This is a genomic window from Cohnella hongkongensis, from assembly GCF_042654645.1.
GTDB lineage: Bacteria > Bacillota > Bacilli > Paenibacillales > Paenibacillaceae > Cohnella > Cohnella hongkongensis.
In genome coordinates, this window is the sequence record NZ_JBHSEP010000001.1 from 368,843 (window position 1) to 393,533 (window position 24,691).

Sequence of the window (24,691 nt, forward strand, 5' to 3'; positions counted from 1 at the left end):
TATCTATCCAAGTCGAATATGTGGAGAGCTATTCCAGCTCTGCGGTGCCGAAGCGTCCGACTTTGCGGAATTTCCGGTACCGGTCCTCCCTGAGTTCGTCCGGCGTCAACGCGCCAAGTTCCTGCAGATGGCGCCATAGCGCCTCCTTGATCGACTCGGCCTGCGCGGCCTTGTCCCGGTGCGCTCCGCCTTGGGGCTCCGGAATGATCTCTTCGATGACGCCGAGCTCATGCAAGTCCTTCGCCGTAATTTTCATCGCTTCCGCCGCCTGATCGGCCTTGGACGCGTCCTTCCACAGAATCGAGGCGGCGCCGTTCGGCGAGATGACCGAGTAGATCGCGTTTTCCAGCATCAGCACGCGATTGCCGACGCCGAGCGCAAGCGCGCCGCCGCTTCCGCCTTCCCCGATGACAACGCAGATGATCGGCACGCCAAAAATCGCCATCTCGCGAAGATTGCGGGCGATCGCCTCCGATTGGCCTCGCTCCTCCGCGGTGTCGCCGGGATAGGCGCCCTTCGTGTCGATGAACGTGATGATCGGGCGGCCGAATTTATTCGCTTGCTGCATGAAGCGAAGCGCTTTGCGGAAGCCTTCGGGGTGCGGACTGCCGAAGAAACGCTGGATGTTGTCCTTCGTGTCCTTGCCCCGCTGATGTCCGACGACCGTCACCGGCACGCCGTTCAGCTTGGCCAGACCCCCGACGATCGCCAGATCGTCGGCGAACACCCGATCCCCGTGCAGCTCGATAAAATCGGTAAAAATCAACGAAATATAGTCAAGAGTCGTCGGACGCTGATGATGACGGGCCATGTGCATAATCTGGGCCGCGCTCATTCCGCCGTAAATCTCCGCTTCCAGCTGCTTGTAGCGTTCCTCGAGCCGAGCGATCTCGTCCGTGAAGTCGATCTGTTTCTCGGCGCCGAACAGCTTGAGCTCGTCTATTTTCTTGCGCAATTCAGCGAGCGGCCTCTCAAAGGACAGTTCACTGGACATCGGCCGGCTCTCCCTTCCACGCGTGCATATCTAGCAGTTTGGTCAGCATGGCCTTCATTTCCTTGCGGGGAACGACTTTGTCCAGTTGGCCATGCTTGAGGTTAAATTCGGCGGTCTGGAAGTTGTCGGGCAGCTTCTGGCGGATCGTCTGTTCGATGACGATCCGGCCGGCGAAGCCTACGATCGCTCCCGGTTCAGCCAGATTGTAGTCTCCGAGACTGGCGAAGCTCGCCGATACGCCGCCCAGCGTCGGATCGGTGAAGACGGAGATGAACAGGCCGCCCTGCTCCTGAAACTTGGCGAGCGCGGCGCTGGTCTTGGCCATCTGCATCAGGCTGAGGATGCTCTCCTGCATGCGGGCTCCGCCCGACGTGGAGAAGAAAATAAGCGGCAGCTTCTTCTCCGTCGCTTGCTCGATGGCGCGCGTCACCTTCTCGCCGACGACGGAGCCCATGCTTCCGCTGAAAAAGTCGAAGCTCATCACCCCGATGACAACAGGAAAGCCGCCGATCTCGCCTTCCCCGGTCACGACGGCGTCATTCAGGCCGGAGCTCGCCCTCTGCTGCTCCAGCTTGGAGGCGTACCCCGGAAATTGAAGCGGGTCCTCCGAGATCAGATTTTCGTCAATCTCAAAAAGACGCCCCTCATCGAGCGTAATCGCAATGCGCTCCCAGGCGTTTAGACGATAATGATGCCCGCAGCCGGAGCACACTTTCAAATTTTTCTCGAGTTCTTTGCTGAGCTGGATTTGGCCGCACTTCGGGCAGCGGTTCATCAGCCCTTCGGGGATGTCCCTCTTCGTTCGCTCCGATGGAACGACGGCGTATTTTTTCTTCTGAAATAGATCCTTGAACACAGCGACACCTCACAAGCGATATATGGCGACCTTCAAGCCAGGGGCCCGCGTTCAGAAGTCCGATGGGACTGTTGAACAACCTCTAGGGGTATCGTACTGGTTACAGGTGCAGAATGCTTCCTAATACCTCTTGCACTTCCCGCACCTCGCCGGATGGAACCAATATTTCATATTGCGGTTTCGTAAGGTTTATGGGGCGTACTTGTACGAGAAACCCTTCATCGGTAAGTCGCTTCTGAATTCTGTCGGCGATCTTAGCGGTCGGTGCGATGTAGATGACCGTCCACATGATGCGGTACCCCCAATTTCTTAATCATTCAACGAAGAATCGAGACAAGCAATATGGAAATCATAGCACAGATTCCGCAAGACTAGCAACCGAGAAGCGGCAGTTATCCGGGGCTGCCGGATAGCGCGCCGCCCCATCCGGCCCGTTCCGCCCCTCGCTACGCTCCGTCTCGAACGGCGGGCGGATAACCGTCTGCCGCTCAGTCGGCCCGCAGCGGGAGCCATTCGAGCACTCTGCGGATTTTGAAATCCCAGTAGCCCCATTCGTGTGCGCCCGGCTCCTCCTCGTAGGTCAGCGGAAGCCCGAGTCTGCGGCAATGATCGCGGAAGCGGACGTTGTCCGCGTACAGGAAATCTTCCGTTCCGCAGCATTGATAGAGCAGGGGAGCGCCTGGCTTGCCCGCGGCCCGCTCGGCCAGGGCGAACAGATCGAGCGGCGATCCCGGCAAGGAGGACGGATCGTCGACGATAAGCCGCGCGTCTTCGGCGAAGTTCTCGGCTGCGATCCGGTGGACGTCTACCGTCCCGGACAGACTGGCCGCGGCGGCGAAGCGGTCCGGATGGGAGAGAGCGAGCTTCAGAGCGCCATATCCTCCCATCGACAGCCCCGCTGCGAAATTGTCCTCCCTGCGCTCCGACAGCGGGAAGAACGACCGCGCCAGCCGCGGCAGCTCTTCGCTGACGAACGTCCAGTATTTGGCCCCGTGAGCCATGTCCGTATAGAAGCTGCGGTTAACGGCCGGCATCACGACGGCGATGCCGCAAGCTTCCGCATAGCGCTCGATCGACGTTCTTCGGCACCAGATCGTATGATCGTCCGACAAGCCGTGCAGCAGGTACAGCGTCTTCAAGGGCCGGCTCTTCTCTCCCTGGGGCAAAATCACGTTCATCGATGCCGAAATATTCAACGAATCCGAATAGAAACTGCACTGCAGCAAAGCCATATGAACACTCCCTCTCTCTTCCTGGATCGCTCGGCGGCGTCACTTGACGCGGACCGTCCCTTCGCCGAGAAGCTTCTCCAGCTCCGCCATAAGCTCGGGAACAGGTTCGACGTTGTATTCGTCGCTCAGCGCGACGGTGCGGCGGTCCTTCTCGTAGCGGAGGATCGTCGGCAGAGCGCCGCGATGCGACTTGAGCAGCAGCTTGAGCCGGATTAGCGTCGCCGGCTTCTCGTGATCGGCGTCGATCAGAATATAGACGCGCGGTTTCGCAGCGTCTGCGGGCAGCCCTTCGGCGCGCGGCGGCGGCGCGCGCCGAACGGCCGCGGGCTGGGGCGCGTTCCGGACCGCCGCCTCGGTGCCGGCCGTTCCCGCCGGCGCTCTGCCGGCCGCCCCCGGCGAAGCCGGCCTGCCGCCGCCCCTGGCCCCTTCGAAGCGCCGGGAGAGCCGGCGAAGCCGCTCGGCCTGCGCCGGCAAGTCCGGGGCGTCCAGCGGCAGAATGTCGTCTGCCAGCAGCTTGTAGTCCTCGTCGCCGTGCTGAACCTTCGCCCTCACGAAGACGAGCGAGCCTTTCCGGACGAAGGCGGACGCCTTGGCCCATGCGGACGGGAACGCGACCAGCTCCGTCCCCATAATCCGGTCCTCGATCTCCAGAAACGCCATCGCCTGTCCTTTGCGCGTGACGAACGGCTTCAGCGAGACGATCATGCCGGCGGTGAACGTCGTCTCGCCGTCCGGAAGCTCGGCGATGTCGATCAGCCGTTCGACCTTCAGCTCCGCCATCCGCTCTTCGAAGGCGTCGAGCGGATGACCCGACAGGTAGAGCCCCATCAATTCCCGCTCCAGCTCCAGCATTTGCGCCTGCGAATAGGGCGTCACGGAAGGCAGCTCCACGTTCCAGTTCGGAGTCTCTTCGAAGTCGAACAGCTCGATCTGCAGCTCCTCCCGTTCCTTGCGCCAGAGCGCCGCGGCGGCGACCGTCGGCTCGAGCGCGGCAAGCTGCTGGGCGCGGTGCCCCGGCATCGACTCGAGCGCCCCCGCCTGCACGAGCGACTCGATCACCCGCTTGTTGCACGTCCTCGGGTCGACCCGGCGGCAGAAGTCGCTCAAGCTCTCGAACGGCCGCTCGCCCCGCTCCCGCAAAATGCTCTCGATCGCCTGCGTGCCGACGTTTTTTACGCCCGCGAGCCCGAACCGGATCGCGCCTCCTTCGCCGCTGGAAACCGGCGTGAACAGCACGCCGCTCTCGTTTACGTCGGGCTTGAGCACCGAGATGCCCATTCTCCGGCACTCGTCGACGTATTCCGCCGTCTTGCGCTGGTTGCCGACGACGGCCGTCAGCATCGAAGCCATAAAGGCAACCGGATAGTGGGCTTTCAGATAAGCCGTCTGGAAAGCGAGCACCGCGTAGGCGGCCGCATGCGCCCGGCAGAAGCCGTAATCGGCGAAGCGGACGATCAGGTCGTAGACGCCGTTCGCCTCCCGCTCGCCGTAGCCCATCCTCAGACTGCCCGCGACGAAGTGCTTCCGCTGCTCGTCCAGCACCTCGCGCTTTTTTTTGCCGACGGCGCGCCGCAGCAGATCCGCCTGGCCCAGCGTAAATCCGGCCATCGCGGAAGCGATCTGCATGATCTGTTCCTGGTAGACGATAATGCCGTACGTATCGGCGAGAATCTCCTTCAGGCTGGGATGCGGATACTCGACCTCCACCAAGCCGTGCTTGGCGCGAATAAACTGCGGAATAAATTCCATCGGGCCGGGCCGGTACAGCGCGACAGCGGAGACGATGTCCTCGAACGAGGACGGCTTCAGCTCCTTCAGCACCCGGCGCATGCCCGCGGACTCGAGCTGGAAGATGCCGGTCGTCTCTCCGCGTCCCATCAGCTCGTAAGTCGCGGAATCGCCGTAGGACACCTCCTCCCAGAGCAGCTCCCGACCGGTCTGCTCGCGGATGGAAGCGAGCGTTCTCTCGATGATCGACAGCGTGCGAAGCCCGAGAAAGTCCATCTTCAGCAGCCCGACCGCCTCGAGGTGCTCCATCGAGTACTGCGTGAGCGGCACGCCGTCCGTGCCCTCCTGCAAGGGCACGTAATCGGTCAGCGGATCGGAGGAGATGACGACGCCGGCCGCATGCGTGGAGGCGTGACGCGGCATGCCTTCCACCCGGCGCGCCATCGCGATCAGCCGGCTCGCGTCCCCGCCCCCTTCGGCCAGCGCTTTGAACTCCGGACTGTCCCGCATCGCCCGCTCGATCGACATTCCCGGCAGGCCGGGAATGAGCTTGGCCGCCTTGTCGACGTCTCCGTACGGCAGATTCATCACCCGGCCGACGTCCCGAACCGCCGCACGCGCAGCCAGCGTCCCGAACGTAATAATCTGCGCGACGTGCTCCGCCCCGTACTTGCGGACGACGTAACGAATGACCTCGTCGCGCCGCTCGTCGCTGAAGTCGATGTCGATGTCCGGCATCGTCACGCGCTCGGGGTTCAGGAACCGTTCGAACAACAGCTTGTATTTCAGCGGATCGACGTCGGTAATCTTCAGGACGTACGCGACGAGGCTGCCTGCCGCCGACCCCCGTCCCGGCCCGGTGACGATGCCGTTCTCGTGCGCGAAGCGGATGAAGTCCCACACGATCAGAAAATAATCGTTAAACCCCATAGTCCCGATGACGTTCAGCTCGTAGCTGAGCCGCTCTTCCGCGGACGCCCGGAAGGCGGGGTCCGCCCATTCGGGCGTCCCCTCGTACCGCGTCCGCAAGCCGCTCCGGCACAGCTCCGCCAAGTACCGGGCGGCCGTCTTGCCTTCCGGCAGCGGGGAGAATTCCGGCAATATATGGCGTCCGAATTCGAGCTCGAGCGTGCAGCTCTCGGCGATTCGGACCGTATTGGCGATCGCCTCAGGCACATGCCGGAACAGCGCCGACATCTCTTCTCCGCTCTTCAGATACAGCTGGTCCGTGGCGATCTTGAACCGCTCGGGATCGTCCATCGTCTTGCCCGTGCCGATGCACATCAGCACGTCCTGCAGGGAATGGTCCTCCTCGCCGATATAGTGCGAATCGTTGGTCGCGGCCAGCGGAATGCCCAGCTCCTCCGACAGCCGGATCGTTCCCGCCGTCATTTTCTTCTGCTCGAGCAGGCCGTGATCCTGAATCTCCAAATAATAATCGTCGCCGAACAGCTCGCGGTAGCGAAGCGCGAGCTCCTTCGCGCCTTCGTAGTCGTCCTGCTCCAGCCGCTTGGACAGCTCGCTGCTCATGCAGCCGCTCAGGCAGATCAGCCCTTCGGCGTGAGCGGACAACGCCTCGAAATCGATGCGAGGCCGGTAATAGAACCCCTCCAAATGTCCGATCGTCGTCAGCTTCATCAAATTGCGGTAGCCGGTCTCGTTCTTCGCCAGCAAAGTCAAGTGATAGATCGGCTGCTCCTTGCGAGACTGCTTGTCCCGTCTGGAGCCGGCCGTGATGTAGGCCTCCATGCCGATGATCGGCTTAATGCCCCGCTCCCGGCACGCTTTATAGAAAGGAACGGCTCCGTACATGACGCCGTGATCCGTCAGGGCCAGCGAGGTCATGCCGAGCTCCTCCGCCTTGGCCGCCATCTCCTTGATCCGGGCCGCTCCGTCCAGCAGACTGTATTCGCTATGAACGTGAAGGTGAACGAAGTCGCACATGAGATCCCCCTCTTTTCCGAAGCCGCTCTTGTTCCAGCCGCTCTCTTCCAAACACACGTTCGAGCTTTCTTGCTTATTATTGTATCATAAGCGCGCGGGCCAGTCCCATAGATATGATAGAGAAGAAACATCCGCGAACGCCGGCAGGCGAACGCGCTTAGGGGGATGGACATGGACGAGTTTTTCACGAAAGCGGCTTTCAGCTTCTTCATCGCGTTCGGCGTCGTGCTTGGAGGGGCTCTGCTGGCGGGAATGGGGTCGGTATTCCTGTTCACTCCGCCCAAGGAAAAGATGCTGCAGGTGGCCAGCAATCTAAAAATCTGGGCGCTCGTTGCCGCAGTGGGAGGCACGATCGATCCGATCCGGGTCATCGAGTCGCACGTGCTGGTCGGCTATCTCTCTCCCGCCATGCAGCAGATCGGCTATATTCTGTTCGCTTTCCTCGGCGCGCACATGGGCGTCGAGCTTATCCAATGGCTGCACAATAACGGGGGGTGACATGCGGTCATGCGTGTCCCTTCCTTCGACCGGTTTCAGAAGTTCATGCAGGTGACGGCCTTCTTCGTATGCGGAATGATCGTCGGAAGCGCCGTCTACAGCGCGCTGAAAAACAATATCGTCGATCAGATCATTCTGCAAAACTACGAGCTCAAGGATCAAGTCGATTCGTTAAAAAAAGATTTGGAAATGGCCCATCAGGTGCGGAAGGAAAACGTCATCCGGAGCATCGTCACCATTTTCGTTCACGAGCAGAACGAGGCGGAGGCGATCGACATCCTGACGGAGAAAGAGCTGAAGAGGCGGTTGAAGGACGACCTGGACATCTTCATCGGCCGAAGCATCTATATGATCAACACCGACTCCACCTTCGCGAGAAGGCTGCTCAACACGAAGGTGTACGATCAGATCGAGGGCCAGGACTACGACGTGACGATACGGACGATGCTGGTCGTAGACGGCGTGCTGCAAGTATGGGTGGAAGCCAAGAAGCATCTGATCAGCAAGTAATTGTGTATGATCCTCGATAAAAACGACAGGCTTTGTTTCTGCAGGACGACGCAGTCGTTTTTACTTGTGGTACAATATTGAGGTCTCAGGTATCGCAACGCAAGCCAAAACGCCTTCGGCGTCCTCTAGACGCAGAATTGCGTTTTTGTCGGAGGGGATTCAGAGAAGGATAGCGTATTTTATACTTTCTGAATCACCAAGCATAAACGGCTTACGCCGTCCTTGGGACCGGCGAGATAACGTTATGTCAGAGGTGATTCAGAAAAGGATAGCGAAATTTATACTCTCTGAATCACTTAAAAAGGAGCTGCTTTCTTCGACATGGTCACCGTGCTGCAATGGATCTTCGGAATACTGGTTGTCGTCTCTGTCTTCTTCTCCGCGCTGTACAGCATCCGTTCCCGCCGGACGCGCGACGGAAAGCTTCGCGGCTTGTACGCGTCGCGAATGAACATCAGCATGGGATTGATGCTGATCTTCATCGCCATCATCCAGATGTTCATCTTCCCGGGCTCTTCCGTCCGAGTCGTGGTCGGCGCGGTGTTCCTTCTGCTCGGCTTGTTCAACCTGTTCGCCGGCCTGCGCAACCACGCTCATTTCGTCCGGCTGATGCGTCAGCCGTAACTCCTATGCCGGGTCGATCGTCTGGGCGGTCAGCATCGCTTTGGCGACGACCTCGCCGTCCATGATCGCCTGAACCTCCACCTTCACGTACCTTCTGCTTGCTTCGATGATCTGGGGAATGATCGAGATGCTCGAGTCCATCACCGGCACAGTCCGCAGGAAGTACGTCGTCATATTGTCCAGCACATGCTCTCTTCTTCTCAGCTCTTCCACGGCCCGGCTGGCCGCCTGCTGCATGAGCGACGTGAGCACCCCTTCGGAGATCGTCCCGAGCGGTCCGGACATCTGCGGCGTAACCAGGCCGGTATACTGAGGCCGGTTCTCCGCGTCCCGCTGCTCCGAGAAGCCGCCCCACATGAGCGAGTCGAACGTCTCGCCCAGATGGGCCGGACGATTCGCGAACTGCATCGCGCGAAGCACCTCTCCCCGATTGATTGCGCCGACCAGCTTCCTCTGCCTGTCGACGACCGGCAGCAGCTCAATGCCTTCCGACACCATGCGGTGGGCGGCCGACGCGACCGGCGTGTTCAGCGTCACCGTCATCGGCCTTCTCGTCATCAGCTTGTCGAGCGTCTGGTTCGTCGGCGATCCCGACACGTCCTTGAACGTGATCATGCCGACTACGCGATTCCACTCGTCCGTCACGGGAAACCGGCTGCTTCCCGTCTGCTCGCTCAGCTTGACGAAGTCGGCGACGGTGGACGACTGCTTCAGCGTTCCGCTTCGGGCGGAAGGCTCCAGCAGATCGGCGATGATCATAATTTTGCGCTTGATCAGCTGATCGTACATCGCCCGGTTGATCATCGAAGCGACGGTAAACGTATCGTGCCGGCATGTCAGAATCGGCAGCCTCCTCTCGTTGGCCAGCCTTCTCACTTCCTCGCTCGTTCCGAACCCGCCGGTCACCAGAACGCCGGCGCCCTGCTGCAGGGCGATCCGATGCGCGTTCTCCCGGTTGCCGACGATCAGCAGGCTGCCGGCGTCGATGTAGCCGGACATCTCGTCGATCTCCATGGCGCCGATGACGAATTTATGCAGCGTCTTGTCCAAGCCCTCCTCGCCGCCCAGCAGGCTGCCCTGAACGATCTCCAGCACCTCCGAGAACGTTAGCTGCTCGGGATGCCCGCGCTTCTTCTTGTCCACGCGAACGGTGCCGATCCGCGCCTTCGTGCTGACGAGTCCGAGCTGTTCGGCCTCCTTCAGCGCCCGATAAGCGGTCCCCTCGGATACCCCCCGTTCCTTGGCGATCTTGCGAACGGGAACCTTCGTGCCGATCGGCAGCTCGCGAATATACTGAAGAAGCTGTTCATGCTTCGTCAGCTCGTTCGGATGGTTATCGCCTCCAGACATTCCCTTCTCCCTCCTGCCCAGTGTGAATAGAATATTTAATTCGGAAGAGATCGCTTCCATAGCTTGCCAATTGGCCGTAAAGTAGTAAAATGGTCATACCTGTTCTAATTCGACCGAAATCGACTTTGTTCGACAGTCACAAGGAGGATTTTCTGCCGATATGCTGCAACAATACATCCAGCTCGTCATCGGTCTGTCCATCCCCCAGACGCTAGTCCGCATCTGGCTGGTTTTCGCGGCGGCGGGACTCGGACCGACGAAGCGCCATGCCGGCAAGCTGGCCCTGTTCTCCGTCGCAAGCTCGGGCATCGTCGAACTCGACTACTGGTTTGTTTCCGCTCCTGTTCATGCCCTGAACTCGACTGTCCTGGCGCTGGCCATCCTGTACGCCCTGTTCAGGAAGCTCGGGTTCAGAAGCGTGTTGATCCTTTTTGTGGCTTATACCTTGCTCAGCCTCCTGACGGATATGATCGGAGGGATGCTGATCCAGTTTCTGTACGGGCTGATCGACCGCAAGAGCGTGATCGTCGATTATCCGCTCGCGCTTCAATCGGTATACGTCCCGCTCGGAGCCGCGCTCGGACTGCTTGCGGTCTATTTGGAGAAGAGAAGCTTCCCTTTCCTCCATCGATTATATCAATATTTATTGGATATCCAACAATCCCGAATGAAAGAAGTGCTGCTGCTGACGATCGTCCAGCTCTTGGCTCTCGGCATGCTGTTCTCGATCGGCATGGAATACGGAGAACAAGGCTTTCCCGCTTCATTCTACAATTGGACGATTTACGCGCTCGTTCTGCTGACCTTCTGCGCGATCTTCTATATGCTGCGCCTGGTCGTTCGCATTCGAGAGGACGCGATTACGCAGACGCGGGACGTCTACGCGGAAGAGATCGGGCAGATGTTCACCGTCATCCGCGGCCACCGGCACGACTTCCTGAATCATCTGCAGGTGATCTCCTCCCTGCTGCAGATGAACAAAATCGAACAGCTTAGAAGCTATATGAAGGACTTGACGGAGGAAGCTCGGGCCGTCGCTCCGGCCGTCGCCTACGCCTCTCCCGTTCTGGCCGCCTTCGTCATCGGGAAGACGGAGCAGGCGCGAACGAAGGAAATTCCGTTTATATGCGACATTCCGGCGAATGCCGACATCGAGTCGTCGATTAGAATGATGGATTTCGTCAAAATTATGGGCAATCTGGTCGACAACGCCTTCGAGGAAAGCGAGATGCTTCCGCACGGCAGCCGAGACGTGAAGCTGGAAATCCGCAGCGAGGGCGAAACGCTCGTGCTGGAGGTCAGCAACCGGGGACGGGCATTGTCCGACAAGGAGCTGAGTCTGATGACCAAGCCCGGCTACACGACCAAAACGGTCGGCCACTCCGGACTCGGACTGGCCATCGTCCAGGAGCGGGTCCGGTTCTATCAGGGAACGCTGAGTATCCACTTCTGCCCGGACGACGGAACGACGATCGTTCGGGTCCGGCTTCCCCGCAAAGCCTGAGCGGGAGCAGGAGCCGGGCGAGGGAGCCCGCCTCCGGCTTCGGCGCCGCTGCGGCATCGCGCCGCCTCATCCGATCCAGCCGAAGCTTCCTTTGGTGATCCGTCTTGCCGCTGAAAGAGATTTCCAGAGCCCATTTTGCCCCGTCTCCGCACCAGAGGAAAACCCCTTTCATATGATAAAGTTGACTGTATCCCTATACCTTGTATTCACAACATTCCCGGGCAAGGAGGGGTGACAAACGTTGAAGGGCAGCGACCATAAAAGCAAATTCCTACTCACCAATCGGGAACGCGAAGTCTTTGAACTGCTGGTACAGGATAAGACGACCCGCGACATTGCACAGCAGTTGTTTATAAGCGAGAAAACGGTCCGAAACCATATCTCGAACGTTATGCAGAAGCTGAATGTCAAAGGTCGTTCGCAAGCGGTTGTCGAGCTTATTAAGCTCGGGGAGTTAAAGATTTAAAGCAGCAGGTGCACGATTCTTCTCCGCCGACTTTACGGCGCGGGCCTTCTTCTTCGTTTCCGAGATGGAGCGGAGAGGGAGGCTCTCTGATTTTGTCGCCGAATGAAGATTTCCTTATCCGCCAACCGACAAGTCCAATCGTACAGGCGTATCCCGCTCTTCTCCATATATTGGTGGAGGAGAAGGAGGTGATGGCTATGGCGAACAGAGTTAACTCCTTGCAAACCTATCCGAGACTAACCGTCTACTCGGAAGAGAATTTTCAAGGCCGCAGCGCAATCTACCGGGGAAATCTGGGCATTGCGAATCTGGACGCTCGGCTGGGAGGAATTGAAAGTCTGAGGTTTTTCTCGACGAGCGGCAATGCGACGCTCGTTCTCTTCTCCCGCACGAATTTCAGAGGCACGTTCCGGGTGTTCCGCGGGAACAGGAACATTTCCGATCTGGACGATATTATCGGCGACAACGACGCGGAGTCGCTCATCTCGACGAATCAACGCCTGACGCTGGCTCAAATCCGGGCGATCCGGGACAGCGGAAGCCTGCCGGAAGGATATCGGAGGCTCTAAGGAGCGGTTGTGTCAATATTGTTACGCTGTGACGCAAATCACATTCGGCTTCACCCTTCCGGTATTATGATGGGCATGTAAACGAGACGATACCGTTGAAGGGAGCAATACGACATGAAAAAATGGGTGTCTTTAAGCGCGCTGATGCTCGCCGCGATGCTGGTCGCGTCCGGCTGCGGAGGGGGCGACAAGAAGGAATCCGGCTCGTCTCCGGTTGCGACGCAAACCGGCTCGACCGGCGGAGAGACGAAGGCGTTCACGGTCGACGCCACGAACTTCAAGTTCGAGCCGGCCGAGATCACCGTAAATCAAGGCGACGAAGTGAGCATTACGCTGAAGAACAGCCAAGGCAACCACGCCTTGTTGATCGAGGGCTACGAGAAGGAAGTCAAGGGCAATGCCACGGTGAAGTTCGTCGCCGACAAAGCCGGAGAGTTCAAAATCGTATGTTCGATCTTCTGCGGCAAGGGCCATGACGACATGCTGAGCAAGCTGATCGTTCAATAGATTCCCGTTCGGGAGCCGATCCGGCAAGCAATCGGAAGTCGCGATTGCAGGGATCGGCTCTTTTTACTGCGCATGAAAACGGTGTAACAAATCGTCCACAATCGCCGGGTTTCCCGTGACAATTGTCACAGTCGGGACTGCTGGAAGTCCTTACAATGAAAACAACTTGAATTCAGGAGGAATCGAGATGCGCGACGATCGAACGGTGTCGAAGCCGGACGAAGGCTATACGCAGCCGGAGACGAGGGAACAGCCGCTCAAGGGAGCTTTCGCCTCCGTCATGCTGCTGGGAGCGTTCCTGGCTTTGTCTTGGATCGGGGTATTCATTTTATTCGTCTCACGCCACTAGAAGGGGGAAGAAATCAATATGCATATGCATCGTCTGGAGAAAATATGGCTGACCGTCGGGGTGTCCATGTTGGCCGTATTTTTGCTCGTGCTGGGGATTATGACCTTCGGGAAGGGCATTGCTCCGCCTAACGAGCATATTCACCGCATCGATCCGGCGAAGGTGAGCGAGACTCCGCCGTTCGACAAGCCTCAGCTCACCCAGATCGGGGACAATGTCTACAAAGCGGTTATGGTCGCCTATGCCTTCGGCTACGATCCGATTCCGCTGGAGGTTCCGGCCGGAGCGACCGTCCACTTCGAGATTACGTCGTCGGACGTCGTGCACGGCTTCGCGATTCCCGGAACGAACGTCAACGTCATGGTGACGCCAGGAGAAATCAGCCACGTCTCCCATACGTTCGACAAACCCGGAGAATATTTGATTCTCTGCAACGAGTATTGCGGGATCGCCCACGAAATGATGAAAACCACCCTCGTGGTGAAATAGGAGGCCGTGTCCGATGAGTGAATCCAATCTTTCGACATTCGACCGCAAGGACGGCCGGCTGGTGATCGCCCACGTCCTGTTCGCTTTCGCGGCGCTGCTGCTCGGCGGCATCGCGGGCATGCTGCAGGGGATGGTGAAGGGCGGCACGATCACCCTTCCGGCCAACATCGGCTACTATGAGCTGCTGACGGCTCACGGCGTGCTGATGGCGCTCATTTTTACAACCTATTTTATAGTCGGATTTCTTTATTCCGGCGTGTCCCAAACTTTGGGAGGAAGGCTTCTGCCGCTGACGAGAAAGCTGGGCTGGATCGGTTATCTGCTCATGTCCGTCGGCACGCTGATCGGCGTCGTCGTCATTCTGCTGGGCAAGGCCAGCGTCCTTTACACGTTCTACGCGCCGATGAAGGCCTCTCCGTGGTTCTATATCGCGCTCGCGCTTGTCGTCATCGGCAGTTGGCTGAGCGGGTTCGGCATTTTCTATCAATATGTCCAGTGGAGAAAATCGAATAAAGGGAAGCTGTCGCCGCTGTTCGCCTTTATGTCCGTCATTACGATGCTGCTCTGGCAGATCGCGACGATCGGCGTGGCGATCGAGGTAGTCGTACAGCTCATCCCTTGGTCGTTCGGCTGGGTGGAGACGATCAACGTCGTGCTGAGCAGAACGCTGTTCTGGTTTTTCGGCCATCCGCTCGTCTATTTCTGGCTGCTGCCGGCCTATATCTGCTGGTACGTCGTCATTCCGAAAATTATCGGCGGGAAAATCTTCAGCGACGCGCTCGCCCGGATGTCGTTCGTCCTGTTCCTGCTGTTCTCGATTCCGGTCGGCTTCCACCACCAGCTCATGGAGCCGGGGATCAGCCACTTCTGGAAATATCTCCAGGTCGTGCTGACGTTCATGGTCGTCATCCCTTCGCTGATGACCGCGTTCTCTCTGTTCGCGACGTTCGAGCTGAACGGGAGATCCAAAGGCACGAAAGGGCTGTTCGGCTGGGTAAAAGCGCTCCCGTGGAAAGACGTTCGCTTCTTCGCGCCGTTCATGGGCATGCTGATCTTCATTCCGGCCGGAGCGGGCGGGCTGATCAATGCGAGCAACCAGATGAACGCCGTCGTTCACAACACGCTGTGGGTGACCGGGCACTTCCATCTGACCGTGGCGACAAGCGTCGCGCTTACGTTCTTCGGCATCGTGTACTGGCTCATCCCGGTCGTGACCGGCCGGGAGCTGACGCCGCGAATTAACCGGCTCGGCATCGTTCAGACGATCGTTTGGTGCGTCGGCATGTTCTTTATGTCCGGCTCGATGCATACGGTCGGCTTGCTGGGCTCGCCCAGACGCACCGCGTTTAATACGTACGACGATCATCCGGACGCCATCCTGTGGATGCCGTATCACGTGGCGATGGCTGTCGGAGGGGTCATCCTGTTCATCGCCCTGCTGCTGATCATCTACAATCTCGTCGCGCTGATGCGGGCTCCCAAAGGTCGGACGGAGTACCCGATCGGCGAAGTGTCGGACGCGTCGGAGCCGACTCCGCGCTTCCTGGAGAATTGGAAGCTCTGGATTGCGCTCACCGTCATTTTGATCGTGATCGCCTATACGATTCCGATCATCGATCAGATCCAGAACCCGGCGGCGGGATCGCCCGGATACGTCACCTGGTAGTTCTCTATTCGCCAACAAGCCCGTGCTTGCGCTCGCCATTCCTGGCGAGTTCGAGCACGGGCTTGTTGCTGTTGTTCGACCGGTTCGGCTTCGCCCGCAGACCGGGCATAGCCGGTGCTGCGGAATTTATCGAGTCTGCGTGCCGGATCGCTCCGGAAAAATTCTCTCGACGAGAGCGTTGAACTCGGTAATGAAGCCTTGAATCGGATGTCCGGCTCTGACGTCGTTGGCGTACCCTTCCATCCGGCCGATAAAGTCGGGATTGGCGGATACGTACACGTTCTCCACCGATGGGGACAGCGCCTTGACCTGGTTGGCGATTTTATCCTTCACCTCGTCGGTCAGCGACGTGTGGCCGGTGTTCGCTCGGTCGTCCTCCACTACGGCAACGTAAGCATTGCGGTCGGTCAGCATCACATAGGCCGCGCCGATGCCGGGCATCGCCGAAATTTTATTGGCGATTCGGTCGCTCGCCTCCATGCGTGTGTTGCCGTGCATGCCGACCACGTTGTTGTCGATCCGCTGGTTGCCGTTGAGGCGGTTTTGCTCGTTGGCGGCGTCTTCCGCGAAGCGCCGGGCCTGGGGCCGCATGCCGTATTCGTTAGCTCCTCCCCGGGCGGCGTTATTTTGCCGAGCGGCATTGTTCCGAATGTTTTTGTTCCCCAAATCTCCGGTTTTGTTCATGCATCCCGACAGCGCGATTGCAGATGATAACAACACCGCCGCCGTCGAGAGGATAACGGCTTTTCTCACGATCAGATAGCCTCCTTTTGGATTCGTTGCTTGACTTTCTCTCCCCTCTAGGATGCTTCCCGCGCTGCGCATTTATGCGATCGAGAGCAAATCTTGACAACTCCGGCTATCGGCAGTATGATGTCACTATTAATACCAGGTACTAACACTTAATACTAAACTTCGTGATGCGAATCACGACGAGCGGAGGAATCTTATGCCTGCTTCAGCGGAATCCGCCTTTCAATCGCGAGCTCATCTAGCGGCGATCGGCAGCTATGTCCCGGACGGAATCGTGACGAATTCCGATTTGGAGAAGATGGTCGACACCGATCATGAATGGATCGTCAGAAGAACCGGCATCGAGCAGAGGCGCCGGGCTGCGGCGGATCAAACGACGAGCGATCTGGCCATTGCGGCCGTCCGCGATCTGCTCAGCCGTTTCCCCGCCGTCGATGCCGCGCGGATCGACGGCATCATCGTAGCCACGACGTCGCCGGATATGGCTTTTCCGTCGGTGGCGTCCAAAGTTCAGCACGCCATCGGCGCGCACAGATGCTTCGCGGTCGATCTTAGCGCCGCCTGCGCCGGCTTCGTCACCGCCCTGCAGATGGCGAACGGAATGATCCTTAGCGGCGCTTACCGTTCCGTCCTTGTTATCGGAGCGGAGACGCTGACGAAGATAACCGACTACTCGGACCGTTCCACGTGCATTCTGTTCGGCGACGGCGCGGGCGCCGCTCTCGTAGAGGCGAGAGACCCCGGCGCTATGCTTGCCGCGAACGCCGTCACGGACGGCTCGGGCGGAATGCAGGTGTACTGTCTTCCGAACGGGAGCATCGTCCAGAACGGCAGGGAAGTGTACAAGTGGGCGCTGTCGACCGTCCCCGACGGCGTGCGAGCGCTTGTCGGCCAGGCCGGTCTCGCTCTCGAGGCCTTGGACTGGTTCGTGCCTCACAGCGCCAATCTGCGCATGATCGAAGCCATATGCGAGAGGCTGGGCCTTCCGTCGGACAAAGCGCTGCAGAGCGTCGTCAAGTACGGCAACACTTCGGCTGCGACGATTCCGCTCGCTCTTGACGCGGCCTACAAGGAAGGACGTCTCCGGCCGGAGCAGCTCGTCGCTCTGTACGGCTTCGGTTCCGGCCTTACCCAGTCGGGCCTGCTGCTCCGATGGACGATTTGACGCAAGCGGAGGCGGACGCCCCGTCCGCCTCCGCTTGCCTTGCTTATTAAGTCGTGCGCCGACCCCACCCGATTTCTGCAGAACGACCGTCTTTCTCCCCCCGCAGCTCCCAGCTTCGACGGCTTTGCCGCTTCATCGTTCTTCGTCTGCCATCCCGCAGCGACTGTTCATCCGCTCGGACAGGCGCCGAAAAACAGGCGAACGATACGGTTCAAGCGTCGTGGCGGCTAACGCCCTGTCCACATACGATAGAGCATCCGTTTTGCTATTTCGTATTGAAGATGGAGGTTGCCATGACGAATTTCCCTCTGGTTAGCGTCATTATCCCTTTTTACAACTGCCCCTTCATCGACCAATCGGTTGCGAGCGTGCTGAATCAGACGTATCCCAACATCGAGATTATCGTCGTCGACGACGGCTCGACGCTCCACCAGCATAAGCTGGACCCGTTCCGCGCCCGGATCCGCTATGTCGGCAAAGCCAACGGAGGCACCGCCAGCGCGCTGAACTACGGACTGCGCATCGCAACCGGCAAGTACTTCGCCTGGCTCAGCTCGGACGATCTCATGTATCCGCACAAGATTGCCCGGCAGGTTTCCTTCATGGAAGGGCATCAGGCTCCGATCAGCTGCACCGACTTCCATCTGATCAACGCCAACAACGACATTACGATGACCGCGCTCGCCGTCAAGTTCCCCAGCCTCCGGAAGCTGATCGAAGCTTTGTTCACCTTCTGTCCGATTAACGGCTCGACCGTCATGATGCACCGTTCCGTTCCCGAACGAATCGGTTATTTCAACGAGGCGCTTTCCTGTACGCAGGACTACGAATACTGGCTCAGAGTCCATCTGGCCAGAATCGACTTCTACTTTATCAACGAAGTGCTGACGCTCTACCGATGGCATGACGGGATGGGCTCCGTGCAGAAAAAAGCCGCCGTCGACTACGAGTTCAATCGGGTACGCGACCAATACGCGCCTCAGCTGCACAGCTTGCTAAGCGTGCTCTAAATCGGGGGCCAGTCGAGATGACGCTGGACCGTTACAATTCTAGGAGATGATGCGGGAACATGTTAACGAGCATTGTGATCCTGACGCTGAACAACCTCGATCAGACGATGCGCTGCCTTCACAGCATCCGCGTCTTTACGAACAGTCCCTACGAGCTGATCTTCGTCGACAACGGCTCGACGGACGGCACGGTCGCCTGGCTGTCGCAGCAGCCGGACGTCAAGCTGATCGCCAACGGCGTCAACCGGGGATTCGCCGCCGCTTGCAATCAAGGGGCCGCTGCGGCTGCCGGAGACCACATCGTCCTGCTGAACAACGATACGATCGTGTCCCATCACTGGCTGACCGTCCTGCTGCAATGTCTGCACGCCGACGAGCGGACCGGCATCGTCGGGCCAAGATCGAATTTCGTCCTCCCGCTGCAGAAGCTGGAGGCGGATGTTCGCCAGGAGGGCCAGTACCATCTGTTCGCCCAAAGCTATAATCGTCACCAACCGGATCTCTGGCAGGATCTGTGCGCGCTCAGCGGCTTCTGCATGCTGCTGAGGCGGAGCACCTGGCATCGTCTCGGCGGCTTCGACGAGGCGTTCGGCGTCGGCGGCTACGAGGACATCGATCTCGGCTACCGCGCGCTCAAGGCGGGCCTGGTGCTTCGGCTGGCCGGAGACGCCTTCGTCTATCACGAAGGCAACCAAAGCTTTAACGCCAACGCCATCGACGTGTACGGCGCAGCCGCCGCCAACCGCCGTCTGTTCATCCGCAAGTGGCGCTTTAATCCCGAGAGGCTGATCCTGATCCGGGATCCCGCTTTTCTGCCCGATCGATACGCGCCTGCCCACCCGCATCATCCCCCTCGCGCGCCGGAGATTCCAAGCGGCTGGTACGGCATGGCCGGGGACGGCTGCGTCTACCGCATCGAACGAGGGTATAAGCGGCCTATCCATTCCTACGAGACGTTCTGCCGGCTTAATCTCAGCTTCGAACGGGTCGGCCGCTGCGGCGACGCGCTGCTGGAGAGCTTGCCGACCGGTCTTCCGATCGATGCCGGCAGCTTCCCGCTTGGCTATCCCGACGTGTTTCTCGCTCGGGATCCGGGAGGAGGCCTGTACAGCGTCTGCTGCGGCATCCGTTATCCGATCGCGAACGATTCGACGATGTGCGCTCTCGGCTTTAGACGGGAAGAGGCGATCCCGCTCGGCTACGAGCAAATCCGGAGTCTGGGAGACGGCTGGCCGATCCAGGGGGACGTCTGGGAGAACTTCGAGCTGCACGACTATGTGCTGTTCCGGGGACCAAGCGGCGGACTTTATTACAGCGAGGGCCAGCGGCTCCGACCGCTCGTCTGGGAGGAGACGCTGGCCCGATTCGGATGGAGCAAGGAGCGGGCCGTCTTCCTTCCTCCCGAGCTGTTCGGCCGGACGCCTGTCGGCTTTCCGATTGCTTAGCGGCAGCCGCCACGCGGAAAAGGGGGCGTCCCTTCGTCATCTACGATGACCTTCGAGACAGCCCCCAAAACCGGTTTCCGCTTCGGCTCGCATGCTTCGAGCCGGAATCGCTCTCGACTGCCTTAGCTCGCCGCCAGGCTCCAAGCCCGCCGTTCGGCTCGACTTCGCAAGGGACACCTCCCCCGGCTCTCCCTTGCCTCAGCCCTCCGTCAACGCCTCGACGGAAACTTCCATTTCTTCTTCCCTGTTGGCAAGCGGGTATACTCTTGCCGTCTCCTGCTCGTGATCGACATGCTGGATATACACCGGCATGCCCTCGTACGTGACGTTCGCCATGACGGGCGACTCCGAGATTTCCTGCGCTCTTTGCTTGTTCATGCCCCAGCTCCTCTGATCGATATGGGAAGTCGACTCTATTTTGCATGAAAGGGTCCGAAGCTATTCTTTCCCCTCCAACGCGGCCAGCAGCTTTTGCAACTTGGGAAGATACGTATTTCGCAAGCTGTCGAGCTCCTTCTCGATCTTCCCCCGGTGCAGGACCGTTCCCATCTCCGGATGAACCCGGTACTCCGTCAGCGGACTTCGCAAATAGCCGATCGGATGTCCGGACAGAATGACTCTCAGCCACAGCTCGTAATCGTGGGTATACGTCCATCTTTCGTTAAAGCCCCCGTAGCGGGCGAACAAGGAAGCGGCCATCATGACGGTACAGCCGTTGACCACATTGCTCAGCAGCATCCTTCGATAAAAATGACGCATCGAGCCTTCCGGGAGCAGAACCGGATAGGCCTCGGCAATTCCGTCTTCGCTTATGCGCCGGAACGCCGTATGGCTGATCGCGTAACCGGTTTCCTGCATGTAGCGCACCTGCTTCTCGATTTTGTCGGGGAGAAACCGGTCGTCCGAGCTCAACCAGGCCAAATAAGCGCCGCGGGCCAGACGAAAGCCCGCGTTTAACGCGCTTGCCGTTCCGCGGTTCCGTTGGCGGAGAACTTGAAGGCCGCCCGCTCGTTCGAGCCGGCGCAGCGCTTCCGTTTCTCGGACAGAACCGTCATCGACGACGATCACTTCCAGAGGCTCGTAGGTTTGAGCGTATACGCTCTTTACGGCCTCTTCCAAGTACGGATCGTTATAAAAAGGGATAACGACGGATACGAGCGGATTTATGGACCGGCCCACCTTTCCCCTCCTCCTTTCCGGCGCCTTCGCCGGCGCTCCTCCTCCAGCGCGTCGAGAATCGATCGGCGGAACGGCCGCTTCGGTCTCCAGCCCAGCTCCCGAATCGCCGAGCAGTCTCTCGGCTGCGGAGAAGGCGCCGGCGTTCCTTCGCCGATCTCCCATCGAAGCGCCTTCCGAGCCATTTCGTCGAACGCGCTTCTGACCTCGCCCAGCGTGCGGAACCGGCCCGATTCAACGGCATAGCTCCGCCCCGGTTCTCCTTCGACCAGCACTCGTTCGTAGGCCTCCACCGCGTCCCGGACGTCCATAAAGTCCCGCGCTTCGTGAAGCGAGGACAGGCGGAACGGCCGTCCGGCCCCTTCCGCCTCCTCCGCGTCCACGACCCAGCGGGCAATTCTCCCGCACAGCCCGTCGCTGCCGCCCGGGCCGATCAGGTTGGAGGGCTCCGCGATCATGACCGGGAGCCCGTACCAGCGATGCCACGCCTTGGCGGCCGCGCTCTGCAGCGTTTTGCTGAAGCCGTAAGGATGCGGGGCTTGCGACAAGGCCGCTTCGCTCGTCTGAAGCATCGATCCGGCCACCAGCACTCTGCAGTCCCCGATCGCTCGAGCGCCTTCCAGCACGAAGGCGGTCGACATCAGATTCGCGGCCAGCGCCGAAGAGGGCGACTTCCAGGAGGCGTCGACTGCGTTGCGGCCGGCCAAATGCAGCACCGCAGCAGGCTTCAGCCTCCCGATCAGCCCGAACGCGGCCTCCGCGTCCGTCAGCTCGCAGCGCTCCGTATGCGCGGCGCCGGGCACGTCGGCCAACCCGCTTCGGGGCGACACCGCCGCAACGACCTCCCAACCGGATGCGGCGAACCAGCGGCAGGCATGCATTCCCGTAAACCCGGCCGCCCCGGTAATCAGCACTCTTCGGGTCGTCATCGCGCTGCCGTCCACCTGCGAAGCTCCTCCAACATTTCGGCATAACGGGGCGGACGATAGTCGAAGTCGCTTCTCGTGGCGGCCAAAGTCCGGTCGATCACCGGCTCCTCCACCGGCACGATCGTAACGTTCCTCTTGTCGAACCGCTCCTGCATCATCAGCAGCAGCTCGTGCTTGGATACGGTCTCCGGAGCGGCCAGATGCACGAGTCCGCCGACCTCCGGCCTCCGGAGGAGCCAATCGATCGCCTTGGCCAGCTCCAGCGTCGTCACTCCGTTCCACAGCACGTTGCGATACCCTTTGACCTCCCCCTCTCGGGACAGAAACCATTTCATCAAGCCGATTCCCGACGGATTGTCGTCCGGGCCGATGATGGAGGTGCGGATCGTAACGTGCTTGCCGTCGAATACCTCGCCGAGCGCCTTGCTTCTGGCGTAGACGGTTTTACCGTCCGGTTCGTCGGTCTCGCGATGCGGTCCGCCGCGCTCTCCCGAGAAGACGCAATCGGAGCTGATATGGATCAGTCTGGCGCCGCAGCGGTCTCCCAAATGGCGCAGCCAATGCGGCAGCCATCCGTTCACCCGGTACGCGTCCAGCGGACGGTCCTCCGCATGATGGTTCAGAATGCCGACAGCGTTCACGATGACGTCCGGACCGCACTCGCGGACCAGATCTTCCACCGCCTCGAAGGATCGGACATCGAGCTCCCGAACCTGAAGGCCGTCCAGCGCCTTCAAGGTTCGGTTCGGAGCCGTCCGGGGTCTGACGGCGACGACGAGCTCGTCGCCCGGCCGCGTCCTCAGATAGGACGCGACCATGTGACCTGCCATTCCGTATCCGCCCAGAAGCAAAATTTTCACGAAAGAAACCCTCCCCGCCGCAGCATCGCCCGAATTTGCTCCTTATCCATCAGCGACTGGCTGGAGGAGAAGCTTTCGAAGTCGACCGGACGGTAATCCGCGTAATGCTCTCTCAGCCCGGGAATGTCCAGCGCCGGCAATATGACAAGGTACTGGTCGTCGTAGACCACCGTGCTCAGGCTTTCGTATTCGGTCAGCAAAATTTCGTGAATTTTTTCTCCGGGCCGTATCCCGCTCTCCGCCATTTCCACCCGTTTTCCGAGCGCCTCCATCAGCACCTCCGCCAAGTCGACGATTCGGCAGGTCGGCATCGTCATGACGAAGATTTCTCCGCCGATGCTCTGTGCCGTCGCTTTGAACAGCAGCCGAATCGCATCCTCCAGCGTCATGAAAAAACGCGTCATCTTGCGATCCGTCAAGCTGATCTGTTCCTTGTGCCGAATCTGGTTCATGAACAGATGAACGACGCTGCCGTTCGTTCCGAGCACGTTGCCGCCCCGAACGCAGACGAACTTCGTATCGCTGGGCAGCAAGTTCGCGTAGACGATCAATTTCTCTCCGATCGCTTTCGTCATTCCGTAGAAATTCGAAGGATTGGCGGCCTTATCGGTCGAAATGTTGATGACGCGCTCCACTTTGTTCTCGATCGCCGCTTCGATGACGTTCTGCGTTCCGATCACATTCGTCTTCAGCGCCTCATAAGGCTGCTCCTCGCAGACCGGGACATGCTTGAGCGCGGCAAGATGGAACAACAGATCTACGCCCTGGCAAGCTTTGGAGAGCGTCTTCCGATCGCGGACGTCGCCGATGCGAAACGTCAGTCTCGGATCTTCGAACGCCCGGCTCATGGCCACCTGGCTAGATTCGTTGCGGGAATACACGATCACCTCCGCCGGATTCATCGGCAGCAATTGTCTTATCAATTCGTACCCCCAGGAACCGGTCCCGCCGGTGACCAGGATACGTCGATCTTTAAACATCCCTTTTCCCTCCAAGCACATATTTCGCCACTTTGTCCGAGACGTTCGTATCCAGATAACCTTCGGGGCACTGCCAGCTATCGCGCAACCTTACCATGACCCGGGCCGCATTCCGGATCGCCTCCGGACGCACTCCCGCAACGACGTTGCTTCCGCAGTCCACCGTCTCGGGCCTTTCGGTCGTCTGCCGGACCGTCACGGTCGGCACGCCGAGAATGCAGCATTCCTCCTGAACGGTGCCGCTGTCCGTCAGCGCGAGAAGCGCATTTTTCTCCAGATGGACGAAATCGAAAAAGCCGAACGGCTCGTGAAAAGAGACCAGCGGATGAAGGGAGCCCCGCAGTTCCTCGGAAAGTCTGGATCTCGTGCGGGGATGCAGGCTGCAGACGAGCGGAAGACCGTGCTCCTCGGCGGTCAGGCTTAAGCCCTGCAAAATGCCGCGAAGCGTCTCCGGAGAGTCGACGTTCTCCGCTCGGTGGATCGTCGCGAGCAGATACTGTCCGGGTGCGAGACCGAGCCGTTCAAGAACGGGGCTGGCGGCTATCCGCTCCTCGTAGCGGCGCAGCACCTCGTAGATCGGATTTCCCGAACGGAAGATGCGGTTCACGGGAAACCCTTCTCTCAGCAAATTGTTTTTGCTGTTCTCGGTATAGGGAAGATTGTAGGTCGAGACGGCGTCGATAACCCGCCGGTTCTTCTCCTCCGGAACGTTCAGATCGAAGCAGCGGTTGCCCGCCTCCATATGAACGACCGGAATGCCCATTCTCTCCGCGACCAGCGCGCACAGGGCGCTGTTCGTATCTCCGAGCACGAGCACCCGGTCGGGCCGCTCCTTGACCAGCAGCTGCTCCACCGCGCCGAACATCGCCGCAAGCTGCCCGCCGACCGTCGTTTTGCGATCGTCGAGCAGCAGGTCCGGGGCCCGCAATCCCATCTGCTCGAAAAAAACTCCGCTTAAGCTGGCTGTAAAGTTCTGCCCCGTATGAACGAGCACATGGCGTTCCGCCAACCGATCCAGCTTGTCGATCAGCACGCTTAGGCGTATAATCTCCGGACGAGTTCCCAGTATCGTTACGATTCGCATCGG

The 24,691-nt window shown here is 59.5% G+C and carries 26 protein-coding genes; 13 read left to right on the forward strand and 13 right to left on the reverse strand.

From position 1 onward, the window contains the following. Positions 1 to 28: 28 nt before the first annotated feature. The 5 genes from accA to ACFO3S_RS01670 form a co-directional block, all read right to left on the reverse strand. A complete protein-coding gene (gene accA, locus ACFO3S_RS01650; protein WP_378091554.1) occupies positions 29 to 994 on the reverse strand; it encodes an acetyl-CoA carboxylase carboxyl transferase subunit alpha in 966 nt (321 codons plus the stop codon). After that, positions 984 to 1,850 (reverse strand): acetyl-CoA carboxylase, carboxyltransferase subunit beta, encoded by an 867-nt coding sequence (gene accD / locus ACFO3S_RS01655; protein ID WP_378091556.1) that lies wholly within the window; start codon positions 1,848 to 1,850, stop codon positions 984 to 986. The genes accA and accD overlap by 11 nt, the downstream gene beginning before the upstream one ends. Before the next feature lie 100 nt (positions 1,851 to 1,950). Then, positions 1,951 to 2,139 carry a glutamate decarboxylase gene (locus ACFO3S_RS01660; protein ID WP_094050319.1) on the reverse strand — a complete coding sequence of 63 codons (189 nt, stop codon included), beginning with the start codon at positions 2,137 to 2,139 and terminating at the stop codon, positions 1,951 to 1,953. A 199-nt stretch (positions 2,140 to 2,338) separates the two neighbouring features. After that, entirely contained in the window at positions 2,339 to 3,082 is a 744-nt protein-coding gene (locus tag ACFO3S_RS01665) for an alpha/beta hydrolase (RefSeq protein WP_378091558.1), read from the reverse strand. Between the two features lie 39 nt (positions 3,083 to 3,121). After that, complete coding sequence (locus tag ACFO3S_RS01670) at positions 3,122 to 6,754, reverse strand: DNA polymerase III subunit alpha (RefSeq protein WP_378091560.1); 3,633 nt, start codon at positions 6,752 to 6,754, stop codon at positions 3,122 to 3,124. 171 nt (positions 6,755 to 6,925) lie between these two features. On the opposite strand from ACFO3S_RS01670, the gene ACFO3S_RS01675 reads away from it, so the two are divergent. The 3 genes from ACFO3S_RS01675 (at position 6,926) to ACFO3S_RS01685 (ending at position 8,386) form a co-directional block, all read left to right on the forward strand. Continuing rightward, positions 6,926 to 7,252, forward strand: coding sequence for a YtrH family sporulation protein (locus ACFO3S_RS01675; protein ID WP_094050316.1), 327 nt, complete (start codon positions 6,926 to 6,928; stop codon positions 7,250 to 7,252). A gap of 9 nt (positions 7,253 to 7,261) precedes the next feature. Beyond that, positions 7,262 to 7,762, forward strand: a complete 501-nt coding sequence (locus tag ACFO3S_RS01680; protein WP_378091562.1) for a hypothetical protein — start codon at positions 7,262 to 7,264, stop codon at positions 7,760 to 7,762. A 321-nt stretch (positions 7,763 to 8,083) separates the two neighbouring features. Beyond that, positions 8,084 to 8,386, forward strand: coding sequence for a YtpI family protein (locus ACFO3S_RS01685; protein WP_378091564.1), 303 nt, complete (start codon positions 8,084 to 8,086; stop codon positions 8,384 to 8,386). 3 nt (positions 8,387 to 8,389) lie between these two features. Here ACFO3S_RS01685 and ACFO3S_RS01690 read toward each other — a convergent pair whose 3' ends face one another. Further along, entirely contained in the window at positions 8,390 to 9,736 is a 1,347-nt protein-coding gene (locus ACFO3S_RS01690; RefSeq protein ID WP_378091566.1) for a DRTGG domain-containing protein, read from the reverse strand. Positions 9,737 to 9,896: 160 nt separating this feature from the next. On the opposite strand from ACFO3S_RS01690, the gene ACFO3S_RS01695 reads away from it, so the two are divergent. From ACFO3S_RS01695 to ACFO3S_RS01725, 7 genes are all read left to right on the forward strand, one after another. Continuing rightward, the gene (locus ACFO3S_RS01695; RefSeq protein ID WP_378091568.1) at positions 9,897 to 11,240 is read left to right on the forward strand and encodes a sensor histidine kinase; all 1,344 of its coding nucleotides are present in this window, start codon (positions 9,897 to 9,899) and stop codon (positions 11,238 to 11,240) included. A gap of 241 nt (positions 11,241 to 11,481) precedes the next feature. Then, a complete protein-coding gene (locus tag ACFO3S_RS01700) occupies positions 11,482 to 11,706 on the forward strand; it encodes a helix-turn-helix domain-containing protein (protein WP_019422432.1) in 225 nt (74 codons plus the stop codon). Positions 11,707 to 11,903: 197 nt separating this feature from the next. After that, positions 11,904 to 12,275, forward strand: coding sequence for a hypothetical protein (locus tag ACFO3S_RS01705; RefSeq protein WP_378091570.1), 372 nt, complete (start codon positions 11,904 to 11,906; stop codon positions 12,273 to 12,275). Between the two features lie 114 nt (positions 12,276 to 12,389). Further along, a complete protein-coding gene (locus ACFO3S_RS01710) occupies positions 12,390 to 12,782 on the forward strand; it encodes a cupredoxin domain-containing protein (protein ID WP_378091572.1) in 393 nt (130 codons plus the stop codon). 187 nt (positions 12,783 to 12,969) lie between these two features. Continuing rightward, a complete protein-coding gene (locus ACFO3S_RS01715; protein ID WP_378091574.1) occupies positions 12,970 to 13,131 on the forward strand; it encodes a cytochrome c oxidase subunit 2A in 162 nt (53 codons plus the stop codon). Positions 13,132 to 13,149: 18 nt separating this feature from the next. Next, positions 13,150 to 13,620: a cytochrome c oxidase subunit II gene (locus tag ACFO3S_RS01720; RefSeq protein ID WP_378091576.1), complete on the forward strand. Its 471-nt coding sequence runs from the start codon at positions 13,150 to 13,152 to the stop codon at positions 13,618 to 13,620. A gap of 13 nt (positions 13,621 to 13,633) precedes the next feature. Next, the gene (locus tag ACFO3S_RS01725; protein ID WP_378091578.1) at positions 13,634 to 15,286 is read left to right on the forward strand and encodes a b(o/a)3-type cytochrome-c oxidase subunit 1; all 1,653 of its coding nucleotides are present in this window, start codon (positions 13,634 to 13,636) and stop codon (positions 15,284 to 15,286) included. A gap of 126 nt (positions 15,287 to 15,412) precedes the next feature. Here ACFO3S_RS01725 and ACFO3S_RS01730 read toward each other — a convergent pair whose 3' ends face one another. Then, complete coding sequence (locus ACFO3S_RS01730) at positions 15,413 to 16,039, reverse strand: YhcN/YlaJ family sporulation lipoprotein (RefSeq protein ID WP_378091580.1); 627 nt, start codon at positions 16,037 to 16,039, stop codon at positions 15,413 to 15,415. A gap of 196 nt (positions 16,040 to 16,235) precedes the next feature. Here ACFO3S_RS01730 and ACFO3S_RS01735 point away from each other — a divergent pair, with 196 nt between their 5' ends. From ACFO3S_RS01735 to ACFO3S_RS01745, 3 genes are all read left to right on the forward strand, one after another. After that, on the forward strand, positions 16,236 to 17,204 hold the full coding sequence (locus ACFO3S_RS01735) for a ketoacyl-ACP synthase III (protein WP_378091582.1): 969 nt from the start codon (positions 16,236 to 16,238) through the stop codon (positions 17,202 to 17,204). A 293-nt stretch (positions 17,205 to 17,497) separates the two neighbouring features. After that, positions 17,498 to 18,214 (forward strand): glycosyltransferase, encoded by a 717-nt coding sequence (locus ACFO3S_RS01740; RefSeq protein ID WP_378091584.1) that lies wholly within the window; start codon positions 17,498 to 17,500, stop codon positions 18,212 to 18,214. A 59-nt stretch (positions 18,215 to 18,273) separates the two neighbouring features. Beyond that, positions 18,274 to 19,659 (forward strand): glycosyltransferase family 2 protein, encoded by a 1,386-nt coding sequence (locus tag ACFO3S_RS01745; protein ID WP_378091586.1) that lies wholly within the window; start codon positions 18,274 to 18,276, stop codon positions 19,657 to 19,659. 198 nt (positions 19,660 to 19,857) lie between these two features. On the opposite strand, the gene ACFO3S_RS01750 is transcribed toward ACFO3S_RS01745, so the two are convergent. From ACFO3S_RS01750 to wecB, 6 genes are read right to left on the reverse strand one after another with little or no spacing between them, the layout of a single operon-like run. After that, the gene (locus ACFO3S_RS01750) at positions 19,858 to 20,037 is read right to left on the reverse strand and encodes an H-type small acid-soluble spore protein (RefSeq protein ID WP_378091588.1); all 180 of its coding nucleotides are present in this window, start codon (positions 20,035 to 20,037) and stop codon (positions 19,858 to 19,860) included. Positions 20,038 to 20,097: 60 nt separating this feature from the next. Continuing rightward, positions 20,098 to 20,838, reverse strand: coding sequence for a glycosyltransferase family 2 protein (locus ACFO3S_RS01755; protein WP_378091590.1), 741 nt, complete (start codon positions 20,836 to 20,838; stop codon positions 20,098 to 20,100). After that, complete coding sequence (locus tag ACFO3S_RS01760) at positions 20,823 to 21,779, reverse strand: NAD-dependent epimerase/dehydratase family protein (protein WP_378091592.1); 957 nt, start codon at positions 21,777 to 21,779, stop codon at positions 20,823 to 20,825. The genes ACFO3S_RS01755 and ACFO3S_RS01760 overlap by 16 nt, the downstream gene beginning before the upstream one ends. After that, entirely contained in the window at positions 21,761 to 22,624 is an 864-nt protein-coding gene (locus ACFO3S_RS01765; protein WP_378091594.1) for a dTDP-4-dehydrorhamnose reductase family protein, read from the reverse strand. Before ACFO3S_RS01765 ends, ACFO3S_RS01760 begins: the two co-directional genes overlap by 19 nt. Next, positions 22,621 to 23,604: a polysaccharide biosynthesis protein gene (locus ACFO3S_RS01770; RefSeq protein ID WP_378091596.1), complete on the reverse strand. Its 984-nt coding sequence runs from the start codon at positions 23,602 to 23,604 to the stop codon at positions 22,621 to 22,623. Before ACFO3S_RS01770 ends, ACFO3S_RS01765 begins: the two co-directional genes overlap by 4 nt. After that, entirely contained in the window at positions 23,597 to 24,688 is a 1,092-nt protein-coding gene (wecB, locus tag ACFO3S_RS01775) for a non-hydrolyzing UDP-N-acetylglucosamine 2-epimerase (protein WP_378091598.1), read from the reverse strand. The genes ACFO3S_RS01770 and wecB overlap by 8 nt, the downstream gene beginning before the upstream one ends. Between the last annotated feature and the right edge of the window lie 3 nt (positions 24,689 to 24,691).